The following is a 22318-nucleotide window of genomic DNA, read 5'->3' as shown; positions in this document are numbered from 1 at the left end:
TAGAGAGTCAAACATAAATAAAAAAGCCACCTTTTGGGTAACCTTGATACAATCCTAATGAAATGGATTATTTAACATTTAATACGGCAAAATAAATGATGAAAATTACGAACAACAACCACATCATTGGCGTAACTTCTTTTATACGTTTAGCTGCCAACATGGAAAGCGGATAAACAATGATTCCCCATGCCAACCCATCAGAAATTGAATATGTTAGAGGCATTCCCACTGTAATTAAGAAAGCAGGAACGGCAATTTCCAATTTAGTCCAATGAACGTGAGCTAAGTTTTCAGCCATTAAGACCCCGACGATGATCAAAGCTGGGGCAGTAACAGCAGTTGTGAAAAGGCTAAGAATGGGACTGAAGAAGGTACTGATCAAGAAGAAAATTCCAACCCAAACAGCAGTTAAACCGGTTTTTCCACCAACAGCGATTCCAGCGCTAGATTCGACAAAGGCACCGACAGGAGAAGTTCCCATCACTGAACCAACAAGCATACCTGCAGAGTCAGCGATTAAAGCTTGACCAGCACGAGGCATCTTATTGTCTTTCATTAATCCTGCTTGTTGTACTAAACCGATCAACGTACCCGTAGTATCAAAGAAGGTAACCAATAAGAAAGTAAAGACTACTACCCACATTTGCATGGTATTAATTTCACCGATGTGGAACAGTGCTTGACCAAAAGTAGGAGCCATACTTGGAATAGCTGAGACAACTGCTTTTGGTAATTGCGCTTGACCAGTAATTAAGCTAAAGACCGCAGCTAGAATCATTCCAATAAAAATTGCTCCAGGTACGCGGGCAATCATAAGGAAAATCGTTACCAATAATCCGAAAATTGTAACCCATACTGTGGGATTGTTCAACGAACCAACGGTAACCAAGGTTGAATCGCTGTTTTGAATTAATTTACCACCTTGTAAACCAATAAAAGCAATAAATAGACCGATTCCGGCTGAGATAGCGTATTTAATATCGGCAGGAATAGCATCGATAATCAATTCTCTGATCTTGAATAGCGTTAGTAAAATAAACAAAATTGAAGCTACCAAAACTCCTGCTAAAGCAGTTTGCCACTTTACGTGCATACCTAAGCACACCGTGTAGGTGAAAAAGGCATTTAAACCTAAGGTTGGGGCAGAAGCAATTGGATAGTTGGCTACTAATCCCATAACGATACAAGTGAAAGCTGCGGAAACAGCAGTTACTGTGAAGACGGCACTTTTATCCATGCCACTAGCGCCTAAAACGTTGGGATTGACAAATAAAATATAGGACATGCTGACAAAGGTCGTTAACCCAGCCAATAATTCTGTTTTGAAAGAAGAATGGTTTTCCTCTAAATGAAAAAAACGACTTAGTGAATCCATAAATACTCCTATAGTTCGTAAAAATAAAAAATATAATCAACAAATAGCAAATGCCGGCATAAATATTACTTATTAACCGAATATTTATTTTTATAATAGTTAAAAATGTTCAAAAAATCAACTGAAATTGCGAAAAAAGAAAAGACCTAGTTAAAACTAGGTCTTAATTGAACGATTAATAATTTAGTACCCATAAAAAGATAAGGAAAACAAAGAAGAGAATCCACATCATTGGGCTGATTTCTTTGCGACGCTTGGCTGCGATCATACAAATTGGATAAGTAATCAAACCTAGTGACAATCCATCAGAGATAGAATAAGTCAAAGGCATTCCAAGCAAAATCAGGAATGAAGGAACAGCAATCTCTAATTTTTCCCAGTGAATATGAGCAGTATTTTGCGCCATTAAAACTCCAACGATGATTAAAGCAGGAGCAGTAACTTGACTGGTAAATAGTCCAAGTAATGGACTGAAAATCATACTAATTAGGAAAAAGATTGCTACAAATACTGCGGTTAAACCAGTTCTACCGCCAACCGCGATTCCGGCGCTGGATTCGACAAAAGCGCCAACAGGTGAAGTACCTAAGATAGAGCCTACCATCATAGCGCTAGAGTCGGAAGCAAGAGCGCGACCAACACGAGGCATCTTGTTATCTTTCATGAATCCGGCTTGTTGTGCCAAGCCAATTAAAGTACCGGCGGTATCAAAGAAAGTTACCAATAAGAAGGTAAGCACAACCACCCACATCTGCAAGGTATTGATATCTTTTAAGTGGAACACTGCTTGACCAAAAGTAGGAGCAAGGCTAGGGACAGTTGAGATAATTTTATTAGGTAAAGCAATTTGACCAGTGACTACGCCAAAGATAGCTGCTAGCACCATCCCAATAAAAATAGCTCCAGGGATATTCAAGATCATAAGAATGATAGTTACCAAAAGTCCGAAAATCGTAATCCAAACAAGTGGATCATGTAGTGAACCAAGACCTACTAAGGTGGACTTGTTAGCAACAATTAACTTACCGTTTTGTAAACCAAGGAAGGCAATAAACAGACCGATACCTGAAGAAATGGCAAATTTTAGGTCAGCAGGGATAGCATCGATAATTTTTTCCCGTAATTTGAACATGGTAATCAAAATAAAGATAAAGGAAGCAACGAAAACAGCAGCTAAGGCAGTTTGCCATTTTACGTGCATACCGACGCAGACAGTGTAAGCAAAGAAGGCGTTGATTCCTAGGGCAGGAGCTTCACCGATAGGGTAGTTAGCAACAATACCCATGATTGCTGTACCTAAAGCGGATGCTAAGGCCGTTGCCGCAAACACGGCGCCTGTGTCCATACCACTAGCACCTAAGACGCTAGGGTTAACGAAAAGAATATACGACATACTAATAAATGTAGTAAGACCTGCTAAAAATTCTGTTTTGACAGTAGTATTATTTTCGGCAAGTTTGAAATATGAGTTAATAAACTTCATCTTCACATCTCCAAAGTAAAAATGTTCGTTTTTTAATATTTTAAAACAACTATTACACTCTATCACAGATAATAGTGCTTGTAAACACGAATTATACCAGCGGATACAAGTCCCTTAATAAGTACTGAAAGGGTATTAAAGCTTGACGGATTGGGCTTTTAAAGGATAAAATAAAAAGATCGTTTTTAAAAAAACATAATTCTAGGAGATAAAAAATGAAATATATTTATATGTTTATCCCAGCTTTAGCTTGGGGTATTTTGCCGTTGGCTGTTTCCAAAATCAAGGGCAAGCCAGTCAACCAAATTTTTGGTACCACGGTTGGAACGTTAATAGTTGCAGTATTGGCATTGCCGATGATTAAAACTGCAATTGATGCCAAAACATTTATGTTAGCAGCTTTGGCAGGAGCATTTTGGGTAATCGGACAGTTAGGTCAGTATACTAGCTATGCAAGAGTTGGTGTTTCTGAGACGATGCCAATTTCTACTGGTTTACAATTGATCGGCACCTCTTTAGTTGGGGTAACCATGTTTGGTGAATGGCCAACTGCTAATGCTAAGTTATGGGGCTTTATTGGGATTGCTTTATTAATTGTAGGGGCAATTTTTACGTCTTTCTCTGATAAAAATACCAGTGAAGGTAGTGAAAAGAATCAAGTTGGAACCTTGATTATGTTGGTTTTAACTACTTTCGGATATATCATCTATAATTTCATTCCTAAAGCAATGACTGCATCAGGCTTAGCAATTTTCTTCCCAGAATCATTAGGGATGGTAATTGCGGTATTAGTTTATATGCTAGCTTCGGGAAATGCTAAAGAATTGACTAATAAGAGTAGTTGGCAAAGTTTATTGTCGGGTTTTATCTTCGCCATTGCTGCCATTGGGTATATTCTTTCAGTTAAAGATAATGGTGTTAATACTGCCTTTGTAGTTTCACAATTGTCAGTTGTTATTTCTACTTTAGGTGGAATGTTGTTCTTGCATGAAACTAAGAGTAAGAAGGGCTACATCTTTACTTTAGTAGGTTTAGCATTAATCCTAGTTGGCGCAATTTTGACTACAGTGATGCACTAAGCAAACGAATTTAAGCAGACTTTGAAACGCAATATTTCAAAGTCTTTTTTTGTATCAATCGCTTTATTTCTTAAGAAAAGGTAAAGAAGGCGTTTTGAAAAATAGATTTGGCCATTTTCTGCGTATCTAATATATGTAGGGGGATATTTTGCCTCTACTAATTTGTTACGGAAAGGTAGAATTTATGGCAGAAAAAGACAGAATCGAAAAAGTGTTTTTCCAGCACCCGGACGTTTTTGCCGATGTCTTCAATGGCAATGTTTTTGGAGGAAGAGAGGCGATCGATCCCAGTAAATTGACCGCCAGCGAAACGGAAAGCCAGTTTAGCGACCATCAGGGCAAGCACCACACGCAGTATCGCGATCTGCTCATGGAATATAAGGAGGGCAAGCAGACGCTGGCTTTGTTTGGCATTGAGAATCAATCCAAGATCGACAAGATGATGCCGGTTAGAGTCTTGAACTACAATATTGCTATGCCAAGCAGGCCAGCTCAGGAGCCAAGAAGCTTTATCCGATGATGACAATCGTGTTATACTTTGGTCAAAAGAAGTGGAATGCGAGTCGGCAGCTGGAGGATCTGTTTGATCTCAAGAACTATCCAGAGCTGAGGGAATACATGCCCAAGCTTAAAATCAAAGTAGTAGACGTAGCGCATATGGATGAAGCAGACTCTGAAAAGCTGAAGAGCGACTTCAAGCATGTGGCACAGTATCTAATCAAGCGTTCAAGGAATGAAGCTTATGAACCGGAAGAACCGACATTCCAGCATTTTGATGACTTCATGGATCTGATCAGCGAATTAGATCATGAAGGCGTAGACGAATTCCAGGAATGGATAGAAGCAAACGGAAGCGACGAGGTGAAGGACAAGATGATGAACTTTATAGATAGAGCCAAGGCTGAAGGTAGAGCAGAAGGAGAAACTAAAGGAATCGAAAAAGGCAGAGCAGAAGGAGAAACAAATGGAAGAAAAGAAGGGCTAGCGAACTTGATCATAGTATTAAGCGAAAGTGGCTTTGAGGAAAGTCAAGTCTTTGAGAAAGCAAAGGCCCGCTATGGCAAGTACTTTAGTGATGAAGAGATCAAGCGCTTCATTGTGGAAACGAAGCTAGGCGCATAATAGTAGATTAATACGCAATAAAATAAGCAACTATGATTTTTCTATAGATCGTAGCTGCTATTTTATTATGATGATGTTAGAAGGCACCACCACCAGAACCACCGCTCAAAGAACTGTTCGCTCCAATACTGTTATAAAGCGCTGTATTGATACTATTATCAAAGGCAGTAAAATCAGTATATACTGAAGTATTGGATAATATAGGAACATTGGTGCTAAGGTTTCATTGTCAAAATCTATTTTTAATTGTGCGATTACCTTTTTAGCTAATCCAAAAGCTACTGCATAAGGCATGACATCTTCCCAAAAGATTAATTCACCAATATCTTTAGTTTGAAATTTACCTATATCATCAAGCATTTTAATAAAGCCACGTACCTGATTTGTTGTTTCGATACCATGTTCAGTATAGTAATTAGTGATTTTTTTATATTTTGAGCTGAAATAAAGGTTTATTAAGCCAATAATTACTAATACGAATGATGCTTGAAAAGAAAAGATGAAGCTAATTATTAACAAAAATAAAATAATAAAATTAGTGGTAAGTAATCCCATAGAAGTAGAGGTATAACGTTCAAGTTTAGCCTTATCAAATAATCCTTCTGTTGAAACTTTCTTATACTTACGTTCTTGCCAAACAATAAATTCATCAGCTAATTTAGCCTTACGCAATTGCTTCGTAGTGAATTTTGTGCCATCGCCTACTTTATTAAAGAGCCGATTCAAGATAGGATCTGTTTCTAAAATTTCAGGCTTTAATAGTTGGATTTCAAAATTATTCCGTTTATTAGTCTTATCGATTTTTATGTTCCCTTTGCCAGCCAATTGAATTAAATAGGCGCTAAAAGATTGAGCGTTGGGCTTTTGCCCGTTATCCAAGATTTTGGCTGTAACAGCATCAACTGGTGGAATCTCAAAATTATGAACACTCGCTTTTCGACTGATTAGTGTGACTTGGTTTTTCTTACTTTTCCAGTACTTAATGATTGAAAATATAGCCGTTATAGCAGCAATTAGCTTGCTTACAGCTGTATATGCGATTCCCGTTATTTTACGAGCACGACGTTTGCGATTAGCTTCGTTTGCTAATTTTATTTCCTGGGAAATAATCTGTTTACGACGCTTTTCTGACCGAGTATTTTTATTTTGGACGGTTAAACTATTAGGAAAAATTGCGTGAAGTTCTATTCCGACATCTCCAGCTAAGTCATTTTGGGTTAAAATTACTTGCCCAAGTTTGTGATTAACTTTTATATTTCCGGTTAGTGGCCATGTGCCCATGCCTTTAAGTCAGGAATCGGTGTACCATTTGCAAAGTTGACTATGGCTTCAACATGCTCTAAATCGCTATCCCAATTATTTCCGATAATTTTGAAATTCAATTCAGCGGTATCTTACCAATTAATAATTGCATTCGTAATTCGATACTGATAAGTGTAACGATTAGACGATCATCAGCAGATATCTTATGGTAAACCTTAAATCGATAGCCATTATTATCATGGCTTAGCTGATAACTATTATTGCTACCAGAATCTTGCTTAATTTTAACTTGGGGTCCGTTATTAGTTTTTATTGAGACTGATGGTTCAACTAAGTCTTGATTTTTGGCCAAATTCTGTCGATAGTAGACGCCATGTGCACTACTATCAAAATCATAGCTGACTTGGCGTTTCATTGTTAAGGAACCATCGGTATTAACCTGCGCTGTAATTTTTAAATTAGAAATGTTATAGTCGACGTCGGCTTTAGTCGGATTAGCGCAGAAAAATAAGACTAATATAAATGCGAAGATAGTTGATATCAAGGCGCCAATTTTTTTCATAAGCATTGCCTTTCATGGAATTAATCGATAAAAATTTACTAAGATAATTATACGAAAAAACCAACCTAAGATAAAACTAGGTTGGTTTTTACTATGCATCAAGTTTGATAGCAGTTGATTTATCCCAATCGGCTGGCAACTTGCCGACTTCTTTTAGCTTGGCAACGATCTGATCGAGGACAATTTTGCGATCTTTTTCTGAAGCTATAAAGTCATATTTATCGCCATCGATTTCCATTTTTGGCGAATAATCATATTTTTCATACCAAGGCTTGTAGTATTCTAACAAACGCTTGTAGTAGTCTTCAAGCGTTGCGTCATAGCTTAATTGTTCATATGGACGACCACGTTTTTGAATTCGCTTAATCATAGTTTCGTAATAAACATTAATATGAACAAGTAAATCAGGTTCTTTTTTAGGCATGCGTTCAAGTTCATCCATCATGTTATGAAGCAATTCATAGTAAGTATCAACTTCTTCAGGGGTAGCACGACCAATGTCGGCATTCATTTGGAAGAAGAGGGCATCTTCATAAATTGATCGGTCAAGAACATTATTGTTTTGTGTAAGGGCAGCCTTAATACTGTGAAAACGAGTATTTAAAAAATATACTTGAAGTAAGAAGGCGTATTTTTTAGGATCTGCATAAAATAGTGGCAAAACGGGGTTGTCATCAACGCTTTCATAGAAAGGCTTAGTACCTAAATAATCTGACAAAATACTGGTTAAACTGGATTTACCGGCTCCAATGGGCCCACTTAATACAATAACTGTCATCACGTTCCTTCTTTATTAGCTTATAGATTGCCAAGTTCGTGTAATTTGTGATCTATTTTCTGTAAAACGGCACGTTTGGCTGCTTCATCCGTTACAAAATCAAAACGATCACCATCGATCTTAATTTTAGGAGAAGCATCGTATTGTTCATACCAAGGTTCATAGTAGCTTAATAAGCGTGCATAATAGTCTTTCAAACTAGGGTCAGTTGAAAGCTGTTCGTATGAACGACCACGTTTTTTAATACGAGCCAACATGGTTTCTAGCGAAACGTGAATATAGATCAATAAATCAGGCTTTTTGCTAGGATTGCCAGGAGTATCTTCCATCATGTTATTGAGTAAATCATTATAGATTTTAAACTCTGCTGGATCGGCAATCTTGCTGTCGGCGTTCATTTGGAAGAAAAGGGCATCTTCGTAGATCGAACGATCAGAAACCGTATTTTTTTCACGAATTGCTTGATTAATCTGTGCCAAACGATGGTTAAGCAGATAGGTATTAAGCAAAAAGGTGTAGCGCTTCATGTCTTTATAGTAAAGTGGCAAGACAGGATTGCTATCAACGCCTTCATAAAATGCTTGGGTACCTAAGTGTTCTGCTAAAATGCTGGTTAAACTGGATTTACCGGCTCCAATGGGCCCACTTAATACAATAACTTGAATCACATTCTTTCTTAAATACCATATGTAGTTATTTACTTATCTAGTTTAATACGAGATATAGCGGGTAAACAAGCAAAACTTTTATTATTATTTTTGATTGATTGTCAAGTTATAAGCAAAAAAATAACCCAAGTTTGGACTTGAGTTAAAACAATTCGATTATTATTTTGTAAGTTCGCTAGCAGCAGCTTCATCAACGATAACTGTTACATCAGGATGCTTTTGTAGAATGGAAGCTGGAACTTCTTCAGTAATTGGACCTTCAACCATCATTTTGATTGCGTGAGCTTTTTGCTCACCAAAGGCCATTAAAACGATCTTCTTGGATGCCATAATGTTAGCCGTTCCCATGCAGATGGCACTCTTAGGAACGTCTTCGATATTATCAAAGAAACGTGAATTTGCATTGATCGTATTTTCAGTTAATTTAACTTCGTGCGTTCCAATATCAAATGGAGTACCTGGTTCATTAAAAGCAATATGGCCATTACGCCCAATACCTAATAGCTGCACGTCAATTGGGTTATCTTTGATAAGTTGATCATATTCTTGGCAAAAAGCAGGAATATCACTCGCAAGCCCATCTGGAACATAAGTCTTCTTGAATGGCTTTTGATCAAATAAGTGCTTCTGCATGAAATAATGATAGCTTTGGGGATCTTCAGGCTTTAAGCCAACGTATTCGTCAAGATTGATACTAGTTAAATCAGAACAGTCAAGATCGCTTTCTACCCAGTTTTGGTAAAGCGTTAGCGGGGTAGAACCAGTTGCCAAACCTAGTACTTTTGCACCATCTTTAATAGCTTTTTCAAAAATTGCAAATGCAGCTTTACCAGCTTGAAGTTCATTTTCTTTAACGATAATTTCCATAATTTTTGCCTCCCTTATCCTTTTGGTCTAGTCCATTATAAATCGGTATATGCCAATTTGTCAAATCATAAAAAAAGACGACCTATGGTCGTCATCCAAAGTTTATTCACTTCTTAAAGCGATTGCGGCATCTTTTTTAGCTGCCATTCTAGCTGGTAAATGTCCGCCAAGTAAGGTAAGAATTGTCGAAATTATTACCAAAATTAGGGCGTGTACTGGATTCAATTGCGCTACGCCAACTAAATCGGTTAGTTTGTAGATAATGCTGTTGATCGGGAAAGTCAATAGGTAACCTATAACCACACCGATGATACCGGCAAAACCACCTAGAATAAAGGTTTCTGCATCAAAGACACGTGTGATATCTTTTTTACGAGCACCTAGCGCCTTAAGCACACCAATTTCCTTAGTACGTTCAATTACTGAAGTATAGGTAAGAATTCCGATCATGATCATAGAAGTGATTAAGGAGATGGCTGCAAAGGCTACCAAAACGGTGGTAATACCGCCAAGAAGTCCACCAGTCATAGTGGTTACCGCACTAGAAAGGTCGGTGTAGATAATTTGATCTTTCTTTTTCTTCCCTTTGTTCCATTTGTCTAAGTAGTCGAGTACTTTATCTTTAGCGTCAAAATCATTTGGATAAATCATAATTCCGGTTGGGATTGTAGTCGCACCCAATGCCTGAAGAGTTGATTTCTTCATCGTTGCAGATAGCTTTTGACCGGTAAAGACACTAGTGGAGCTAGCTTTTTGCGCTTTTACGATAGCTGAATTTTTGTTTTCAGTAATAACTTTTTGGCTTAAGCGGTCGCTATAAGCGATTCCGGTAGCAAGCAGAGCCATCGAATCTTCATTCTTGGGTCTAATGACGGCAGCCAAGTGAAGCTTATCGCCTCGATCATACATCTTTTGACTTACTTTGTTAGGAATATACATTTCATTAGGCAAGGCTTGGTAGTAGTCATTGTTAGATACGAGACTAAATTCTTGCCCAATTAAGGTTGAGAACTTGAACTTCTTACCATTTGTTACTTTAAAACCAAGGTTTTTGAGGGCATTGATGTTAACTGTATTGCGATTATCGGTTACTAAAACTAGATCGGTTGCTTTAGTTGGCCATTTACCCGCAAGCAATTGGTAGTTTTCCTTTAAAAACGAACCATTGCTCTTTTTCAATGTGGTAGGGAATACGCTAGATCCGATGCCAATATTTGATAGAGCTTGGCTGCGCATAGCTGTAGGACTTGAAGACGTTTCTGGATCGCTATTAGAAAATTGTACTCGTTGCACTTTTCCCTGTACCTTACCAAGCAAGTTCAAGTTGACGCCTCGTTGGTAAGAAATATTATTAGCATAGTCAGGATTCAGTTTCTTGATATAGTCGACATAGCTTGGGGATAATTTGTTGACATGAGCACTTTGTTCATTTTGATCTTTTTCAACTGTTAGATAGCCATGATTTTTGACATTCTTGGTTGATTGCTTACGCTGGCTGGCGGCTGTTAGATCGGTGGCAGTTGGTGCGATAGCAACCGGATATTTGGCTAAAGCCTTACTCATAGTAGTGTTGATTTGTTGTTGGAAACCATTAGAAATCGATAGCACCACCGCAATTGAGATAATACCAATACTCGAAGCAAAAGAAGTTAAAATCGTGCGTCCTTTTTTGGTCATGATATTGGTAAAACTGAGCTTAATGGCATTCCAATAAGACATCTTGGTCCGCTTTAATTGGAAATTATCAACCTCATCGCTTTCGTCAAAAGGATTAGAATCGTTTAGAATCTTGCCATCTTGGAAGTTGACGATACGAGTAGCAAATTCCTGAGCTAATTCGGGATTGTGGGTAACCATGATAACCAAACGATCTTCAGCTAATTCTTTAATCAATTGCATGATTTGCTCGGATGTTTCAGTATCTAAGGCGCCAGTTGGCTCATCGCAGAGCAAAATGTCGGGATCGTTAGCGATGGCTCTAGCAATTGCTACCCGTTGCATCTGACCTCCGGAAAGCTGGTTTGGATTCTTATGGATGTGATCTTTTAGACCAACTTTAATTAAGGCATCGATAGCTTTTTGTCGCCGTTCCTTTGCTGGAACGCCAGAAAGATTCATTCCCAATTCGACATTGTTGATAATCGATAAATGCGATATTAAGTTGTAATTCTGAAAAACAAAACCAACTGAATTATTACGATAGGCATCCCAATCCGTGTCTTTAAAGCTTTTGGTTGATTTGCCATTGATCACTAAATCGCCTTCATCATAACGATCGAGGCCTCCAATTACGTTAAGCATGGTAGTTTTTCCTGATCCACTGGGTCCAAGAATAGCTACAAATTCTTGCTTTCTAAAAGAAATGGAGACATCGTCGAGTGCTTTGGTAACGGTGTCTCCAACATGATAGGATTTTTTAAGATGTTTGAGTTGAAGCATAATTGTACCTTTCAAAATTTTTGTTAGATAAGTTAATATCTTTGTTAGATATTTTAACACAGATTATACTAACTATGGATAGTTAAGCTCTTACTTAGCAAAAATTTAATTAAAAAAGGTTAGGACTGCTCGAATTACGCCAATTATGCCGATTAACCCTAGAATAATGAAATGTGCGCGCTTATGCATGATAAAAACACCTGCAAACTCGCGAATTACCGCATTAGGTAAGAAATAGGGGCGAGTATAGCTACCAACGCCATCAGCTTTCAAGCCGACTTGATGTGCAAAGATAGCTGCTCGATATATATGGTAGTTATTGCTGAAGAATTTAGCTTTAAAGTCCTCATTTCCAAAATCTTTGGCAGCTATTTCTTTTGAATAAAGCATATTTTGGTAAGTATTGGTTGACCGATCTTCAAGCAGAATATTTTTAGGATCAATTCCTCTTGATATTGCGTAATTAGTCATGGCTTGAGCTTCAGAAATTTTTTCATTTGGTCCTTGGCCACCTGACATTATTAATTTGGGAAAAGGTCGACCTTTTGCGACTTGTTTTTGCGCAAATTGAATTGCACGGTTGATCCGACTAGCTAGAAGCGGGGTTACTACCTCGCCGTCAATTAAGCCAGCTCCTAATACAATCAGGTAATTTTGTTGATATCTACGAGGAACGAATTGATAGAGCAATAAATTTACTAAAAAATTGTACATGATGAGGCCAAGATAGCCACCCATTATTGGAGCAACGGTTAAAAGGGCATTTAGCCATTTAGGTAAGTACTTGGCTGGACCTAGGAGCGTAATAATCCAAAGTAAAATTAAACCAAGACCTAAAATTAAGGTTAACAAGTTCGGTAAGGTATGGCTTTCATGTTTCCAAACAAAGTAAGCATTCCACAGGCAAAATAGCCAGGCAAAAGTCGTAACGAGGATAATAACCAATAATATCAACATAAATAAACCGAAGTAAAGATACTTTAGCGTAGATAGATTGGTCGAATATACGATGAAGGTTAGCCAGGCACTAAACATTAAAAAGAAAATGGTGAACAAAACGGCATTAATCATCTGCCATGGTTTAGTGAGCCAAGATGCCAAGAAAAAGGCAAGAAAGATCACTACCAATACAGAAAATAATGAAAACTCACGATTTTGTTCAAAAAAATGAACGAAATAACTCAAACTCATAAAATCATCCTTTAGGTTTTCTCGATTAGTTCCATTATAATGGAACTAAAACTAAAATGCTTAGAAAACGGGTGAATCTGATGAAGAAAATTTTAGCTTACGCAGGTAGATTAGGATTAATGTTTTTGGCTTTGATTCTATATGGAGAACTCGAGGCAGTTTATTTTTATCCTAATAGATTAGACGTGGCACAAAAACCAGTAGTGATTGCTATTTTCACAGTTATTGTTTTGGCGATTATGTTTGCCATCTATCGCTGGGAATTGAAGAAAGAAAATAATTGGGGCTTTAATATGGAGCCTCATTGGGATTGGAAACGATTGGGAATCAGTTTAATCGGTACAGTATTGATTACGATCTCAGGAGCAGTGGTACTTAACTTGGTTAGTTCAGGTAATGGCCTATCAGCCAACCAAGCTGCTCTAGATGAAATCTCTAAAACAAGTGGAAGAATGTTTCCAATTTTGGTTGTATTCTTGGGTCCTGTATGCGAGGAGACCATTTTTCGTGGTATGTTTTTCAATGTGTTCTTTACCCAAAACAATCGTATAAACAAATGGCTAGGTATTATTGTCAGTGGTCTTGTTTTTGGAGTTGCACATGATCCGGGTTTTAGTAAGTATATCTTAGTTTATTGGGTGTTAGGTATGATCTTAGCTTGGGTATATTTAAGAACCAAAGACTTAAGGTATTCAATGATTACCCATATGCTCTATAACGCACTAGGATTTATTTAAAAGTTTCACGTGAAAATCGATCCTCCCTTGGCTATAACGATATAATAAGCTGTAATAATCTTTTACTTATATTTTTATAATATAGTGTAGATATAGCTTATATAAAGGAATTTAATATTAAAATTAAAGTCTAAATAGTTGACTTTGAAAACGTTTTTTTAAAATAATAGATAAAACGTGGTTTAATAAGGAGGATCGAATAATGAAGAAAGCAAAACAGTATTTTCAGTTATTGTTAAAAACGTACAAATTATTCTTCAAATCTGCTCCTGCGCTATCGATAATCGTATTTGTAATTGCACCAATTCAGGCTTTGCTCACCATGTTGTCTATTTGGGCAAGTCAACGAGTAATCGATTCCTTGGCTGCAAAACAGAATTTTTGGCTAGATATTGAGTTGTGGATTGTAGCTACTATTTTGGTGCAAATTCTACCTAGCGTGGCAACTTCGATGCAGGGGATGCTAACGGACAAATTGACCGGCTTTTTAAATTTAGAATTGATGAAAAAGTCTAAGAAATTAAATTCGCTGAGCATCTTTGATGATGCAGACTATTTTGATGTGGTCACTTTGCTTCAAGAGGACGCAAGTTGGCGACCAGTCAATTTAATCGTTTTTGGTATCTCAGTTTTACAATCATTATTGACAGTCGTGTTTGCCTTAGGCTATTTGGCAAGATTCAATTGGTTGATTGCGGTGGCCTTAATTGCGGTAATGATCCCACAAAGCTTGCTGTATTACCGAATCCAACAGGAAGCTTTTGAGACGATGGTAGAGCGTAGTAAGAATTCCAGATTTTTGCATTACTACAGTGGACTACTACTTGATCGAGTTGATGCTAAAGAAGTACGTTTATTCAATATGTTTGATTCAATCATCAACAAATATATGAAACTCTTCAACAGTACTCATAAAATGGTCAATAAAGTGCGTCAAAAGCAATTGGCAATCAGTTCATTATTTCTTGCTGTCGCTGCAGCAGTGACCGGTCTGGGTTTTGTTTGGTTTAGTACCAATGTGGCTAAAGGAAATCTACCAATTGGTGTGTTAGTCGTTTATATTTCAATTATCGGCTATATTTCCACTAGTATGGCACGATTAGTTGAAGACAGCAGTCTTTTATACGATTCGTTATTGTGGATTAAAAAATACTACAAATTTATGGACTACCAAGATCACTTCTTGCTTGAAAATAATAGCTTCCCAAAAGATTTCCAGGTTTTAGAAGTAAAAAATGTTTCCTTTACTTATCCATTTTCAGATGTAGAGGTACTTCACGATGTTAACTTTGAAGTGAAACGTGGTGAAAAAATTGCTGTAGTGGGGATGAATGGATCAGGAAAAACAACGTTAGTTAAATTGCTGATGAGATACTATGATCCAACCAGTGGAAAGATTCAATATGATCATAGTGATTTGACGAAGATAGCTTTGCAAGAATATCGTGATAATATTTCGGCTACTTTCCAAGATTTCTCCAAATTTAAATTGACACTTGCAGAGAACGTAACTGCTGGCAAGCCGGTTGATAGATCAAGAGTGAAAGAAAGCCTGTTAAAGGCTGGATTATCTGAAGCAACCATTGATCAGATAGGTCTTGATACAATATTGTCGAAAGACTTTAAAAATGGGATTGATCTATCTGGTGGGCAATGGCAAAAGATAGCCTTGGCACGGGATATTTATTCCCAGGGAAATATTGAATTTCTAGATGAGCCGACCGCAGCCCTTGATCCAGTTAGCGAAGCGGAAATCTATAAAAACTTTATTGAACATAATAAAGCAAAGACAATCTTCTTCATTACCCACCGATTATCTGCAGTCAAATATGCGGATAAGGTTTTGCTGTTAAGCAACGGAACAGTGTCAGGATTTGATACTCATGAAGAATTATTAAAGTCCAATCCTGAGTACCAGAAGATGTATCAGTTACAAAAAGAAGCATATCTATAATGCTAATCAAATAAGCATCAGTTCTTGATTAAAACTGATGCTTATTTTTATTATTCAGGTTCAAGTTCAGTGTTCGCAACTGTACTTTTCTTAATATAATGATTCAAAATAAATGGTGAAAGTACGGTAGTAACGATGATTACAAGGATTAAACTGGAATAAATGTCTTCAGGGAAGAGATGATGCGAAATGCCAATCTGAGCCACAATTAAAGCTACTTCTCCTCGCGAGATCATTCCTGCTCCCACAATATTGCCTTCATTTTTGGTAAAGCCAAATAGTTCACTAGAATATTTACCAGTCCAGAATTTAGACAATAATGCTAAAACTGTCATTACAATGATAAATAAAATGTCTTTGATGAAGCTGGCAAAAGTCATCGATAAACCGATGTTGACGAAAAATACTGGAATAAAAATTGAATAACCGATGGCAGTAACCGATGAATTAACTTCTTTATATTGAGGCGTTTGGCGAATTGCCAAGCCACCGAAGAAGGCCCCAACAACTGCAGATAAACCTACAAAGTCTGCAGCCCAAGCCATTGTTAAAGCTAGCACTAAGGAGCCAATGACAACGGAGTAATCAACATCCATTCTTTCAGCAGCGTGCATAAAGTAGGGTGCTACGAATTTATAAATAGCCCATACGACACCAAAGTAGGCAACTTCAATTAGTAAGTTAAGTAGGAAATTGTTAGTTAAGCCACTGTTACCCCCCTCATGACTGAAGGTAGTAAACAAGCTCAAAACTACAACGGCAAGAATATCATCAACTACAGCGGCACCTAGAATAGCAGTTCCCGCACGAGTATGTAATTGACGGGCTTCTTGTAAGACGACAACAGAAATTGAAACGCTAGTTGCTGCAAAGACAATACCGATAAACAATGCTTCTAGTGGCTTCATTCCGAAGACTAAGCAAGCAACGCCTGTAAAGACTACTGGTAAAATAACGCCAATGCTGGCAACCGTAAAGCTGAGCTTGAAATATTTCTTTAATAGGTCAAGATCGCTTTCTAGACCAGCCAAGAACATTAATAGAATTACCCCAAATTCCGAAAATAGACTAATGATTTCATTGGGTTTAACGAGGTTTAAGATTGCTGGGCCAAGCAAAATTCCTGACAAAAGCTGGCCAATTACAGCCGGCATGTTAAGGCGTGAAAATAGCTGTCCCATAAGGGTAGTAGCTAATAAGATTAAAATTAACTCTCCAAGAAAATGCACTTTACTCATCCTTTCTATGAAAAAAGCTTCCAAGAAAAAGGCCTCCTGACCCAAAGAGACCCGATTCTTGAAAGCTTTACAACTCCAACCACATAATATTAGTGAATAAACTATATTTTAGTATTTTTTAACTAATCACGCAAATCTAATGCCTGTTAGCAATATTGACTATTTATCCTTATCAAGATATTCAGCTACAAGCTTTTTAAGCTCGTTTAGTTTTGGCATGTTTTACCCTCAAATGTTTTTATGATGGAAGTGTGGTATGCCTCATAGATATTGTCTATTTGCTTTTCTGAAAAACTCCCTTTGTCTTTGCACCATTTTCTTAATTCATCTTTGTGAATAATTGAATGCTTTATGTATTTCAATTATTCACTTTATTGAAATTTTATAAAGCTATCTTAAGGCTACCCTTGATTTTCTCGTTCGTGAATATCATGTTCCATTAAATCTCTAACGATGTTCAGATACCGCTCGGGAACCGGATATCCCTTATATGAATGGGGAAGATCGTCTTCTAGCCTAATAGATTCCTGGTTGTGAGGGATAGGATCGTCAGTCCCACCACTTAGATAGTCAACAGAAGTGTGTAGAACTCTAGCTACCGCTGTTAAAGCCATGATGCCAGGTTTTCTATTTTTTCAGTTATAGATGCTTCTTTTCCCTAAGCCTGCTTTATCGTTGACTTCCAGCAGGGACATTTTTCTTTTTTTTGCCAGTTCTTTTGTTCTTTCAAACTCGATCATGATAGAGAACCCCGATTTATCAAAGAAATAGTGAAGAGCTTGATGGATTATGATATAGGGAAAGGTGTAGCAGACGATGTTAAGGATTGATTATCAAGGCGAATAGGAACTTAATGAATTTTTGGATAAATTTATTGCGAATATCAAATATATTCTGTTTATCATGCTTATGGAAGACCATGCACCAAGCTTTACTCTTAAGCGGAGCCGTGTTATTGCGTACAATTCTAACTGGTATAATAGAGCTGAGCGCCCTTTTACCAAAGCGCATGAGATTGGCCATGCGATTTCTAGCATCGTAACTGTATTGTATGGCGGCTCATCCTATAGCGAGGAAGCAATAGCAGACATGGTAGCTACGCAGTTGCTTTATGAATATTCTAACCGAAAAGGCGATGGCTTCTCTGAACCTGGTCCGTTCATGAACCAATACGGTATTCCAGAGGATAAATTTGCCTATGTTAATTATTTGTTTACGGGAAAGAGGCTAGTCTACTTCCCACAGGACGAATTTGGATTTGTAGAATAATCATACAGATTTAATTAATATTGCTTTTTTGGCAATAAAAAATTCCACTTTCGTGAATAATTGCGTTTTAATCGTCCACTTTAGTGGGATTATATTTTAGCTATTTAAGCAATTTAAAAGCTTGTTTGTAGTACTTAAGTGATGATTAGAATTGATGCGTGCATTGTCGAATTTGCTATTCGACTAGGCTAGCGTATGGCGCTCTTTCTCCGGGGAAGGGCGCTTTTTTGATTTTTGAATTGTCAATTCAAGTTCGAAAAAGCATCCACAATAAAAAAACGCCCTTCATTAGAAGAGCGCAAATATAAAATAATTAATTAAGCAATACCTTTTTCTTTGTCGCTTGGTTCAGTCTTAGCAAGCAATGCAAGTGAGATCGCAATTAAGTCAACAACTTCTTGCAAGATCGCACCAACTAGGGCAGGGATGACACCTGTAGCAGCAATCAATTCTAAGATAATAACGATCACAATAGCAGTTATAACATCGATGTTGGCTACTTTCATTGTGTGCTTACCGATAGCAACTGCATCGTTGATCTTACTTAAGTCGTTAACCATAATAACTGCATCAGCACTTTCACTGGCTGCAGTAGCTCCCTTGGCACCCATAGCGATACCTACATCAGCGGCAGTCAAACTTGGAGCATCGTTAACCCCATCACCAGTCATAACTACTGGACGTTGTTGTTCAGGAACGTTACGAATTGCTTGAATCTTTTCTTTTGGCAATAATTCTGCTCTTACTTGAGTAACGCCAGCTGCCTTACCGATTTGATCGGCAACGTTTTGGTGGTCACCGGTCAACATCATGATTTCTTCAGCACCTTGACGGCGAAGGCGAGCAATTGTGTCCTTAGTTTCAGGACGGATCATATCCTTGAAAGTGATATAACCTGCATATTGCCCATTAATTGAAACGAAAATTGCAGTAGCATTAACAGTTGGTACTTCACCATCAGCAACAAAGCTATATTTACCAACCTTAACTAGCTTACCATCAACAGTACCTTCAACCCCTTGACCAGTGGTTTCCTTTAAGTCTTCAACGGTTTTAATTGCTTCTTTTGGCGTATTGCCAACTAATGATGTAGCAATAATGTGAGATGATTGTTGTTCGACGCTAGCAGCTAAGCTTTGCAATTCTTCTTTAGAAAAACCAGCTTCAGGAACAATGTCGCCAACTTCCAACTTGTTCTGGGTTAAAGTACCGGTCTTATCAAAGGCAAAAGTTTTAGCACGAGACAATTTTTCAATTGTTGGACCAGACTTGATAATGATGTGGTGACGAGACATCGAGCTCATACCAGAAATTAAAGCTACTGGAGCAGCAATCAATAATGGACATGGTGAAGCTACCACCATAACTTCTGCGAATCTAGTAAAGTTCCAACCACCCATCATGGCAGCCACTAGACCGATGATCAAAGAAATTATGGTAAATGGAACGGCATAACGGTCAGCCATCTTAACAAACTTAGCTGGTTGAGCTTGGGAAGACTTAACCAAAGCAACGATTGATTGATATTCGGAATCCTTCGCCAATCTAGTGACTTTCATTTCAACGGCAACGTCACCATTGATTGAACCGGACATCAAATCTTCTCCTGGTTTCTTGTCAACAGGGACTGATTCACCGGTAAGGGATGATTGGTCAAAGCTTGATTCACCATTTACGATTACACCATCGACAGGAACTTGTTCTCCTGGCTTGATAATAACGTGATCGTCTAATTGCAAATCGTCAACGTTAGTTTCAACCAATTCACCGTTGACAAGCTTGTTAGCGGTTCGTGGTGAATTGTCTAAAAGAGAACGCAATTCACGGTCTGCTTGACTAGTAGCATAGTCTTCAAGTGATTCACCACCAGTAGACATTACTAAGATCATCCATGTTGCCCAGTAGTCGCGAATAAGCATGGTTGAAATAACTGCGATGATGGCAAGAATATCAATGCCCCAGTGACCAGTTTTAAGGTCTTCAAACATTTCTAGGGCCATAGTAACCACGATATAAGCACCGAACACATAGATCAGCACTTCAGGGATAAGACTTTGTTTAAAGCCAAAAACTGAGATTGCACTAACTACCCCGATAGCCAGTACAAGGAAGAACTTCCATTGATTCTTTAACATAAAAATCCTCCATTGCTTGCTTATAATAAATCCTCTATCAGTTGATATATAGTATTTTATCACTAATTATCAAAATGTAAATTATAATGATTCTAAATTAGATATTATTTTAGACGTTTAACTTCGTAATATTCATCAAAATTATGAACTACAAAATTGAAGGCTTTGATCCATTCACGTCTAGTAAGTAATCCTTGAAATACTCCGCGATCATCAACTACTGGTAAAAAGGCATTGTTGATCAAAAGATGTAGTTGAGTTTCTAATGTAGTTTCGACAAAATTTATTTTGTCAAAATCGGTTTGCATAACGTCGCTAACTTTGAGCTCATTTAAAGGATCAATTGAAATTTCGTTGGTTGTCAACATTTTATCAGTAATCATAGCTAAACTAAGCAAGCCAACGACTCGTCTATCTTGATCGAGAACGGGAATTTTGGAGTATTTAACTTTGGTTAAAATCAAAAATGCATGATAAAGGGGATTGTCTGCTTGGACAAAAGCAATTCGAGTAGCGGGGATTAAGAACGCGCCAGATTTCTGTTGAATTAGATGTTTAATTGATGGTGAAAACATAAAACCTTCCTTTCCTATAACTAACACTATCTTACTAGAAATTTAGCCAAAAGGAAAAGGCTTGCAGAAGTTGCAAGCCTTGATTTGTTCCATTTTTTTGGAGGAGTAAGAATGAAATGAAATAAAAAAGTGGGAGTATGTGTAACAAGTTCTACCGCCTTGCTACAGTTTATATAGTAGCTAATAAATGTGAACTAAAGATGCCCAAATTCTTATGAAAAGGTAAAGATTTGAGATAGCGAATATTTTAACGTAAAAAAATACACTCAAAATCTATTTAAATTTTGAGTGTATTAATTGCTATTCTGAATAATCTTTGATCAAATTATTTATTTTTACTTGCCTTTTAAGTTGCTTGAGCGTTTTTAGAGCTGATGATGCTGGCTACAGGTGCAACTGCCAATAAAGCAGCTAAAGAGGCTGTGCCGATTTTTTAATTTTCATATTATTCTCCTAACGCGATATGAAGGGTGAATATCGTTAAATAATTGAAAAAGCTTCGAACCATATCGCAACTTAATTGTATAACGATTCCCCCCCAATAAAAGTGCTTGAATAATCTGGTTGATAAAATCTGCTGAAGCAGGCGATGTGAAAGATCAATTTAGCATTGAATATCTATAAAGTGTATAGTCATTGTTAATATTGTATAATAATCAATGTAAGGGCTTTTATACAAAAAAGGGGGGGTATAACATGGTACCTAAGAAAGAAATATTGGCTTTAATGAATACGTTAAACGTTGAGATTAACTATTTTCACCCTGGTACAGAATTAGCCAAGTACGTTAAAGCAACCGCAAAAGAACTAACAAAAAGTGATGGGGTTGCTTTGACGGGTTTATTGCAACAATTTCTCAATCAAGCTCCAGTAATTAAATTATCCGATAAAATTACTTTTACTCCAACGGAAAAGAAACTTTGGGATAAATTGTTTTCTTACAATAAACTGGAAAATAATTTGTGGGCTGCAAGCTATTAACGCCAATCCTTTTTGGGATTGTTCTTTCTTTTTGCTTGTGTCGTGAAGGATATTTTTTAAACACCTGATTTAAACAGAAAAAAGCCATCTATTCTTTAGACAATGTCATTAAGTTAAGCTATTGACTTTTGAAAACTGATCTTTTTAGGAATCGAATCATTTGGATTCGATTCTTTTTTGCCTTGAATTTACAAACTAAGTGCAACAGTTAATCTTTGAAAAAAGAAAAGACTCATGATGTCCTTTATAATGGTGTTGAAAGAATCTTATCAAAGGAGTGCATCATGAACCTCTATTCTCATCTTACCATTGAAGAACGCGAAAATATACTGAAATATCATACTTTGAAAATGACCATTACTCAAATAGCTAACATATTGGGTAGAAACAAATCCACTATTTCTCGCGAATTGCGTAGAAATAGCGATCTTAGCGGCTATTCTCCAAGCAAGGCCACAAGCGCGCAAAAACTGTCATCCTGTTCTTAAGCTGTCAGATCCTGGGCTATTTGCCTACGTTAAAGAGAAGTTCCTAAACGAGCAATGGTCTCCTGAACAAATTCAAGGACGCTTGAAGCTTGAGAATGCCCAGTGGTCAAT

The 22318-nt window shown here is 37.3% G+C and carries 21 protein-coding genes, 1 pseudogene and 1 other annotated feature; of the genes and pseudogenes, 8 read left to right on the top strand and 14 right to left on the bottom strand.

Annotated elements, in window-relative coordinates:
• Nucleotides 1-67 precede the first annotated feature (67 nt).
• Together BN52_RS03590 and BN52_RS03585 are read right to left on the bottom strand one after the other, a co-directional pair.
• Complete coding sequence (locus BN52_RS03590; RefSeq protein WP_008472850.1) at nt 68-1378, bottom strand: NCS2 family permease; 1311 nt, start codon at nt 1376-1378, stop codon at nt 68-70.
• Between the two features lie 175 nt (nt 1379-1553).
• On the bottom strand, nt 1554-2861 hold the full coding sequence (locus BN52_RS03585) for an NCS2 family permease (RefSeq protein WP_008472849.1): 1308 nt from the start codon (nt 2859-2861) through the stop codon (nt 1554-1556).
• Between the two features lie 215 nt (nt 2862-3076).
• On the opposite strand from BN52_RS03585, the gene BN52_RS03580 reads away from it, so the two are divergent.
• The 3 genes from BN52_RS03580 (at nt 3077) to BN52_RS03570 (ending at nt 5062) form a co-directional block, all read left to right on the top strand.
• Nucleotides 3077-3940: a GRP family sugar transporter gene (locus BN52_RS03580; RefSeq protein WP_008472848.1), complete on the top strand. Its 864-nt coding sequence runs from the start codon at nt 3077-3079 to the stop codon at nt 3938-3940.
• A gap of 184 nt (nt 3941-4124) precedes the next feature.
• On the top strand, nt 4125-4460 hold the full coding sequence (locus BN52_RS03575) for an Rpn family recombination-promoting nuclease/putative transposase (RefSeq protein WP_008472846.1): 336 nt from the start codon (nt 4125-4127) through the stop codon (nt 4458-4460).
• The gene (locus BN52_RS03570; protein WP_008472845.1) at nt 4457-5062 is read left to right on the top strand and encodes an Rpn family recombination-promoting nuclease/putative transposase; all 606 of its coding nucleotides are present in this window, start codon (nt 4457-4459) and stop codon (nt 5060-5062) included. The genes BN52_RS03575 and BN52_RS03570 overlap by 4 nt, the downstream gene beginning before the upstream one ends.
• A 105-nt stretch (nt 5063-5167) precedes the next feature.
• Here the strand turns inward: BN52_RS03570 and BN52_RS09605 are convergent, their stop codons facing one another.
• The 8 genes from BN52_RS09605 to BN52_RS03540 all read right to left on the bottom strand — a co-directional run bounded on the left by BN52_RS09605 (nt 5168) and on the right by BN52_RS03540 (nt 12830).
• Nucleotides 5168-6343 carry a DUF2207 domain-containing protein gene (locus BN52_RS09605; RefSeq protein WP_008472844.1) on the bottom strand — a complete coding sequence of 392 codons (1176 nt, stop codon included), beginning with the start codon at nt 6341-6343 and terminating at the stop codon, nt 5168-5170.
• A complete protein-coding gene (locus BN52_RS10575) occupies nt 6325-6444 on the bottom strand; it encodes a Protein of unknown function (RefSeq protein WP_008472843.1) in 120 nt (39 codons plus the stop codon). The genes BN52_RS09605 and BN52_RS10575 overlap by 19 nt, the downstream gene beginning before the upstream one ends.
• Nucleotides 6441-6887, bottom strand: a complete 447-nt coding sequence (locus BN52_RS09600; protein WP_008472842.1) for a DUF2207 domain-containing protein — start codon at nt 6885-6887, stop codon at nt 6441-6443. The genes BN52_RS10575 and BN52_RS09600 overlap by 4 nt, the downstream gene beginning before the upstream one ends.
• Before the next feature lie 91 nt (nt 6888-6978).
• Nucleotides 6979-7665, bottom strand: coding sequence for a deoxynucleoside kinase (locus BN52_RS03560; protein WP_008472841.1), 687 nt, complete (start codon nt 7663-7665; stop codon nt 6979-6981).
• A 20-nt stretch (nt 7666-7685) separates the two neighbouring features.
• Nucleotides 7686-8333 carry a deoxynucleoside kinase gene (locus BN52_RS03555; RefSeq protein WP_008472839.1) on the bottom strand — a complete coding sequence of 216 codons (648 nt, stop codon included), beginning with the start codon at nt 8331-8333 and terminating at the stop codon, nt 7686-7688.
• 159 nt (nt 8334-8492) lie between these two features.
• Nucleotides 8493-9200, bottom strand: a complete 708-nt coding sequence (nagB, locus tag BN52_RS03550; protein WP_008472838.1) for a glucosamine-6-phosphate deaminase — start codon at nt 9198-9200, stop codon at nt 8493-8495.
• Between the two features lie 102 nt (nt 9201-9302).
• Nucleotides 9303-11639, bottom strand: a complete 2337-nt coding sequence (locus BN52_RS03545) for an ABC transporter ATP-binding protein/permease (RefSeq protein WP_008472837.1) — start codon at nt 11637-11639, stop codon at nt 9303-9305.
• Nucleotides 11640-11744: 105 nt separating this feature from the next.
• Nucleotides 11745-12830, bottom strand: coding sequence for a YdcF family protein (locus tag BN52_RS03540; RefSeq protein WP_008472836.1), 1086 nt, complete (start codon nt 12828-12830; stop codon nt 11745-11747).
• Nucleotides 12831-12910: 80 nt separating this feature from the next.
• On the opposite strand from BN52_RS03540, the gene BN52_RS03535 reads away from it, so the two are divergent.
• Together BN52_RS03535 and BN52_RS03530 are read left to right on the top strand one after the other, a co-directional pair.
• A complete protein-coding gene (locus tag BN52_RS03535) occupies nt 12911-13567 on the top strand; it encodes a CPBP family intramembrane glutamic endopeptidase (protein WP_008472835.1) in 657 nt (218 codons plus the stop codon).
• A 202-nt stretch (nt 13568-13769) separates the two neighbouring features.
• Entirely contained in the window at nt 13770-15521 is a 1752-nt protein-coding gene (locus tag BN52_RS03530) for an ABC transporter ATP-binding protein (RefSeq protein WP_008472834.1), read from the top strand.
• Between the two features lie 50 nt (nt 15522-15571).
• Here BN52_RS03530 and BN52_RS03525 read toward each other — a convergent pair whose 3' ends face one another.
• Nucleotides 15572-16750 (bottom strand): cation:proton antiporter, encoded by a 1179-nt coding sequence (locus BN52_RS03525; RefSeq protein ID WP_008472833.1) that lies wholly within the window; start codon nt 16748-16750, stop codon nt 15572-15574.
• 40 nt (nt 16751-16790) lie between these two features.
• Nucleotides 16791-16840, bottom strand: a sequence feature (sodium ion sensor (DUF1646 type); this cis-regulatory element may regulate processes involved in with the transportation of sodium ions).
• Nucleotides 16841-17160: 320 nt separating this feature from the next.
• Nucleotides 17161-17499 (bottom strand): annotated as a pseudogene (locus tag BN52_RS03520) (helix-turn-helix domain-containing protein).
• Nucleotides 17500-17668: 169 nt separating this feature from the next.
• Between BN52_RS03520 and BN52_RS09595 the strand changes: the two are divergent.
• Entirely contained in the window at nt 17669-18028 is a 360-nt protein-coding gene (locus BN52_RS09595) for an ImmA/IrrE family metallo-endopeptidase (RefSeq protein ID WP_008472830.1), read from the top strand.
• A 317-nt stretch (nt 18029-18345) separates the two neighbouring features.
• On the opposite strand, the gene BN52_RS03510 is transcribed toward BN52_RS09595, so the two are convergent.
• Together BN52_RS03510 and cbpB are read right to left on the bottom strand one after the other, a co-directional pair.
• Nucleotides 18346-20163, bottom strand: coding sequence for a heavy metal translocating P-type ATPase (locus BN52_RS03510; protein WP_008472829.1), 1818 nt, complete (start codon nt 20161-20163; stop codon nt 18346-18348).
• Between the two features lie 104 nt (nt 20164-20267).
• Complete coding sequence (gene cbpB / locus BN52_RS03505) at nt 20268-20738, bottom strand: cyclic-di-AMP-binding protein CbpB (RefSeq protein WP_008472827.1); 471 nt, start codon at nt 20736-20738, stop codon at nt 20268-20270.
• Nucleotides 20739-21434: 696 nt separating this feature from the next.
• Between cbpB and BN52_RS03500 the strand changes: the two genes are divergently transcribed.
• Nucleotides 21435-21719, top strand: coding sequence for a hypothetical protein (locus tag BN52_RS03500; protein ID WP_008472826.1), 285 nt, complete (start codon nt 21435-21437; stop codon nt 21717-21719).
• 284 nt (nt 21720-22003) lie between these two features.
• Nucleotides 22004-22207 carry a helix-turn-helix domain-containing protein gene (locus BN52_RS10370; RefSeq protein ID WP_094777114.1) on the top strand — a complete coding sequence of 68 codons (204 nt, stop codon included), beginning with the start codon at nt 22004-22006 and terminating at the stop codon, nt 22205-22207.
• Nucleotides 22208-22318: the final 111 nt, after the last annotated feature.

Origin of the sequence: Lactobacillus gigeriorum DSM 23908 = CRBIP 24.85 (assembly GCF_000296855.1) — a bacterium.
GTDB classification, from domain to species: Bacteria; Bacillota; Bacilli; order Lactobacillales; family Lactobacillaceae; genus Lactobacillus; species Lactobacillus gigeriorum.
The sequence above is the reverse complement of the archived record's forward strand: the minus strand, read 5'-3'. Positions and strand labels throughout refer to the sequence as shown.

What these genes read in the sequence shown, in the direction of transcription:
- BN52_RS03590 (WP_008472850.1), bottom strand. Translation starts at nt 1,378, where the DNA reads ATGGATTCACTAAGTCGTTTTTTTCATTTAGAGGAAAACCATTCTTCT.
- BN52_RS03585 (WP_008472849.1), bottom strand. Translation starts at nt 2,861, where the DNA reads ATGAAGTTTATTAACTCATATTTCAAACTTGCCGAAAATAATACTACT.
- BN52_RS03580 (WP_008472848.1), top strand. Translation starts at nt 3,077, where the DNA reads ATGAAATATATTTATATGTTTATCCCAGCTTTAGCTTGGGGTATTTTG.
- BN52_RS03575 (WP_008472846.1), top strand. Translation starts at nt 4,125, where the DNA reads ATGGCAGAAAAAGACAGAATCGAAAAAGTGTTTTTCCAGCACCCGGAC.
- BN52_RS03570 (WP_008472845.1), top strand. Translation starts at nt 4,457, where the DNA reads ATGATGACAATCGTGTTATACTTTGGTCAAAAGAAGTGGAATGCGAGT.
- BN52_RS09605 (WP_008472844.1), bottom strand. Translation starts at nt 6,343, where the DNA reads ATGGGCACATGGCCACTAACCGGAAATATAAAAGTTAATCACAAACTT.
- BN52_RS09600 (WP_008472842.1), bottom strand. Translation starts at nt 6,887, where the DNA reads ATGAAAAAAATTGGCGCCTTGATATCAACTATCTTCGCATTTATATTA.
- BN52_RS03560 (WP_008472841.1), bottom strand. Translation starts at nt 7,665, where the DNA reads ATGACAGTTATTGTATTAAGTGGGCCCATTGGAGCCGGTAAATCCAGT.
- nagB (WP_008472838.1), bottom strand. Translation starts at nt 9,200, where the DNA reads ATGGAAATTATCGTTAAAGAAAATGAACTTCAAGCTGGTAAAGCTGCA.
- BN52_RS03545 (WP_008472837.1), bottom strand. Translation starts at nt 11,639, where the DNA reads ATGCTTCAACTCAAACATCTTAAAAAATCCTATCATGTTGGAGACACC.
- BN52_RS03540 (WP_008472836.1), bottom strand. Translation starts at nt 12,830, where the DNA reads ATGAGTTTGAGTTATTTCGTTCATTTTTTTGAACAAAATCGTGAGTTT.
- BN52_RS03535 (WP_008472835.1), top strand. Translation starts at nt 12,911, where the DNA reads ATGAAGAAAATTTTAGCTTACGCAGGTAGATTAGGATTAATGTTTTTG.
- BN52_RS03530 (WP_008472834.1), top strand. Translation starts at nt 13,770, where the DNA reads ATGAAGAAAGCAAAACAGTATTTTCAGTTATTGTTAAAAACGTACAAA.
- BN52_RS09595 (WP_008472830.1), top strand. Translation starts at nt 17,669, where the DNA reads ATGGAAGACCATGCACCAAGCTTTACTCTTAAGCGGAGCCGTGTTATT.
- BN52_RS03510 (WP_008472829.1), bottom strand. Translation starts at nt 20,163, where the DNA reads ATGTTAAAGAATCAATGGAAGTTCTTCCTTGTACTGGCTATCGGGGTA.
- cbpB (WP_008472827.1), bottom strand. Translation starts at nt 20,738, where the DNA reads ATGTTTTCACCATCAATTAAACATCTAATTCAACAGAAATCTGGCGCG.
- BN52_RS03500 (WP_008472826.1), top strand. Translation starts at nt 21,435, where the DNA reads ATGGTACCTAAGAAAGAAATATTGGCTTTAATGAATACGTTAAACGTT.
- BN52_RS10370 (WP_094777114.1), top strand. Translation starts at nt 22,004, where the DNA reads ATGAACCTCTATTCTCATCTTACCATTGAAGAACGCGAAAATATACTG.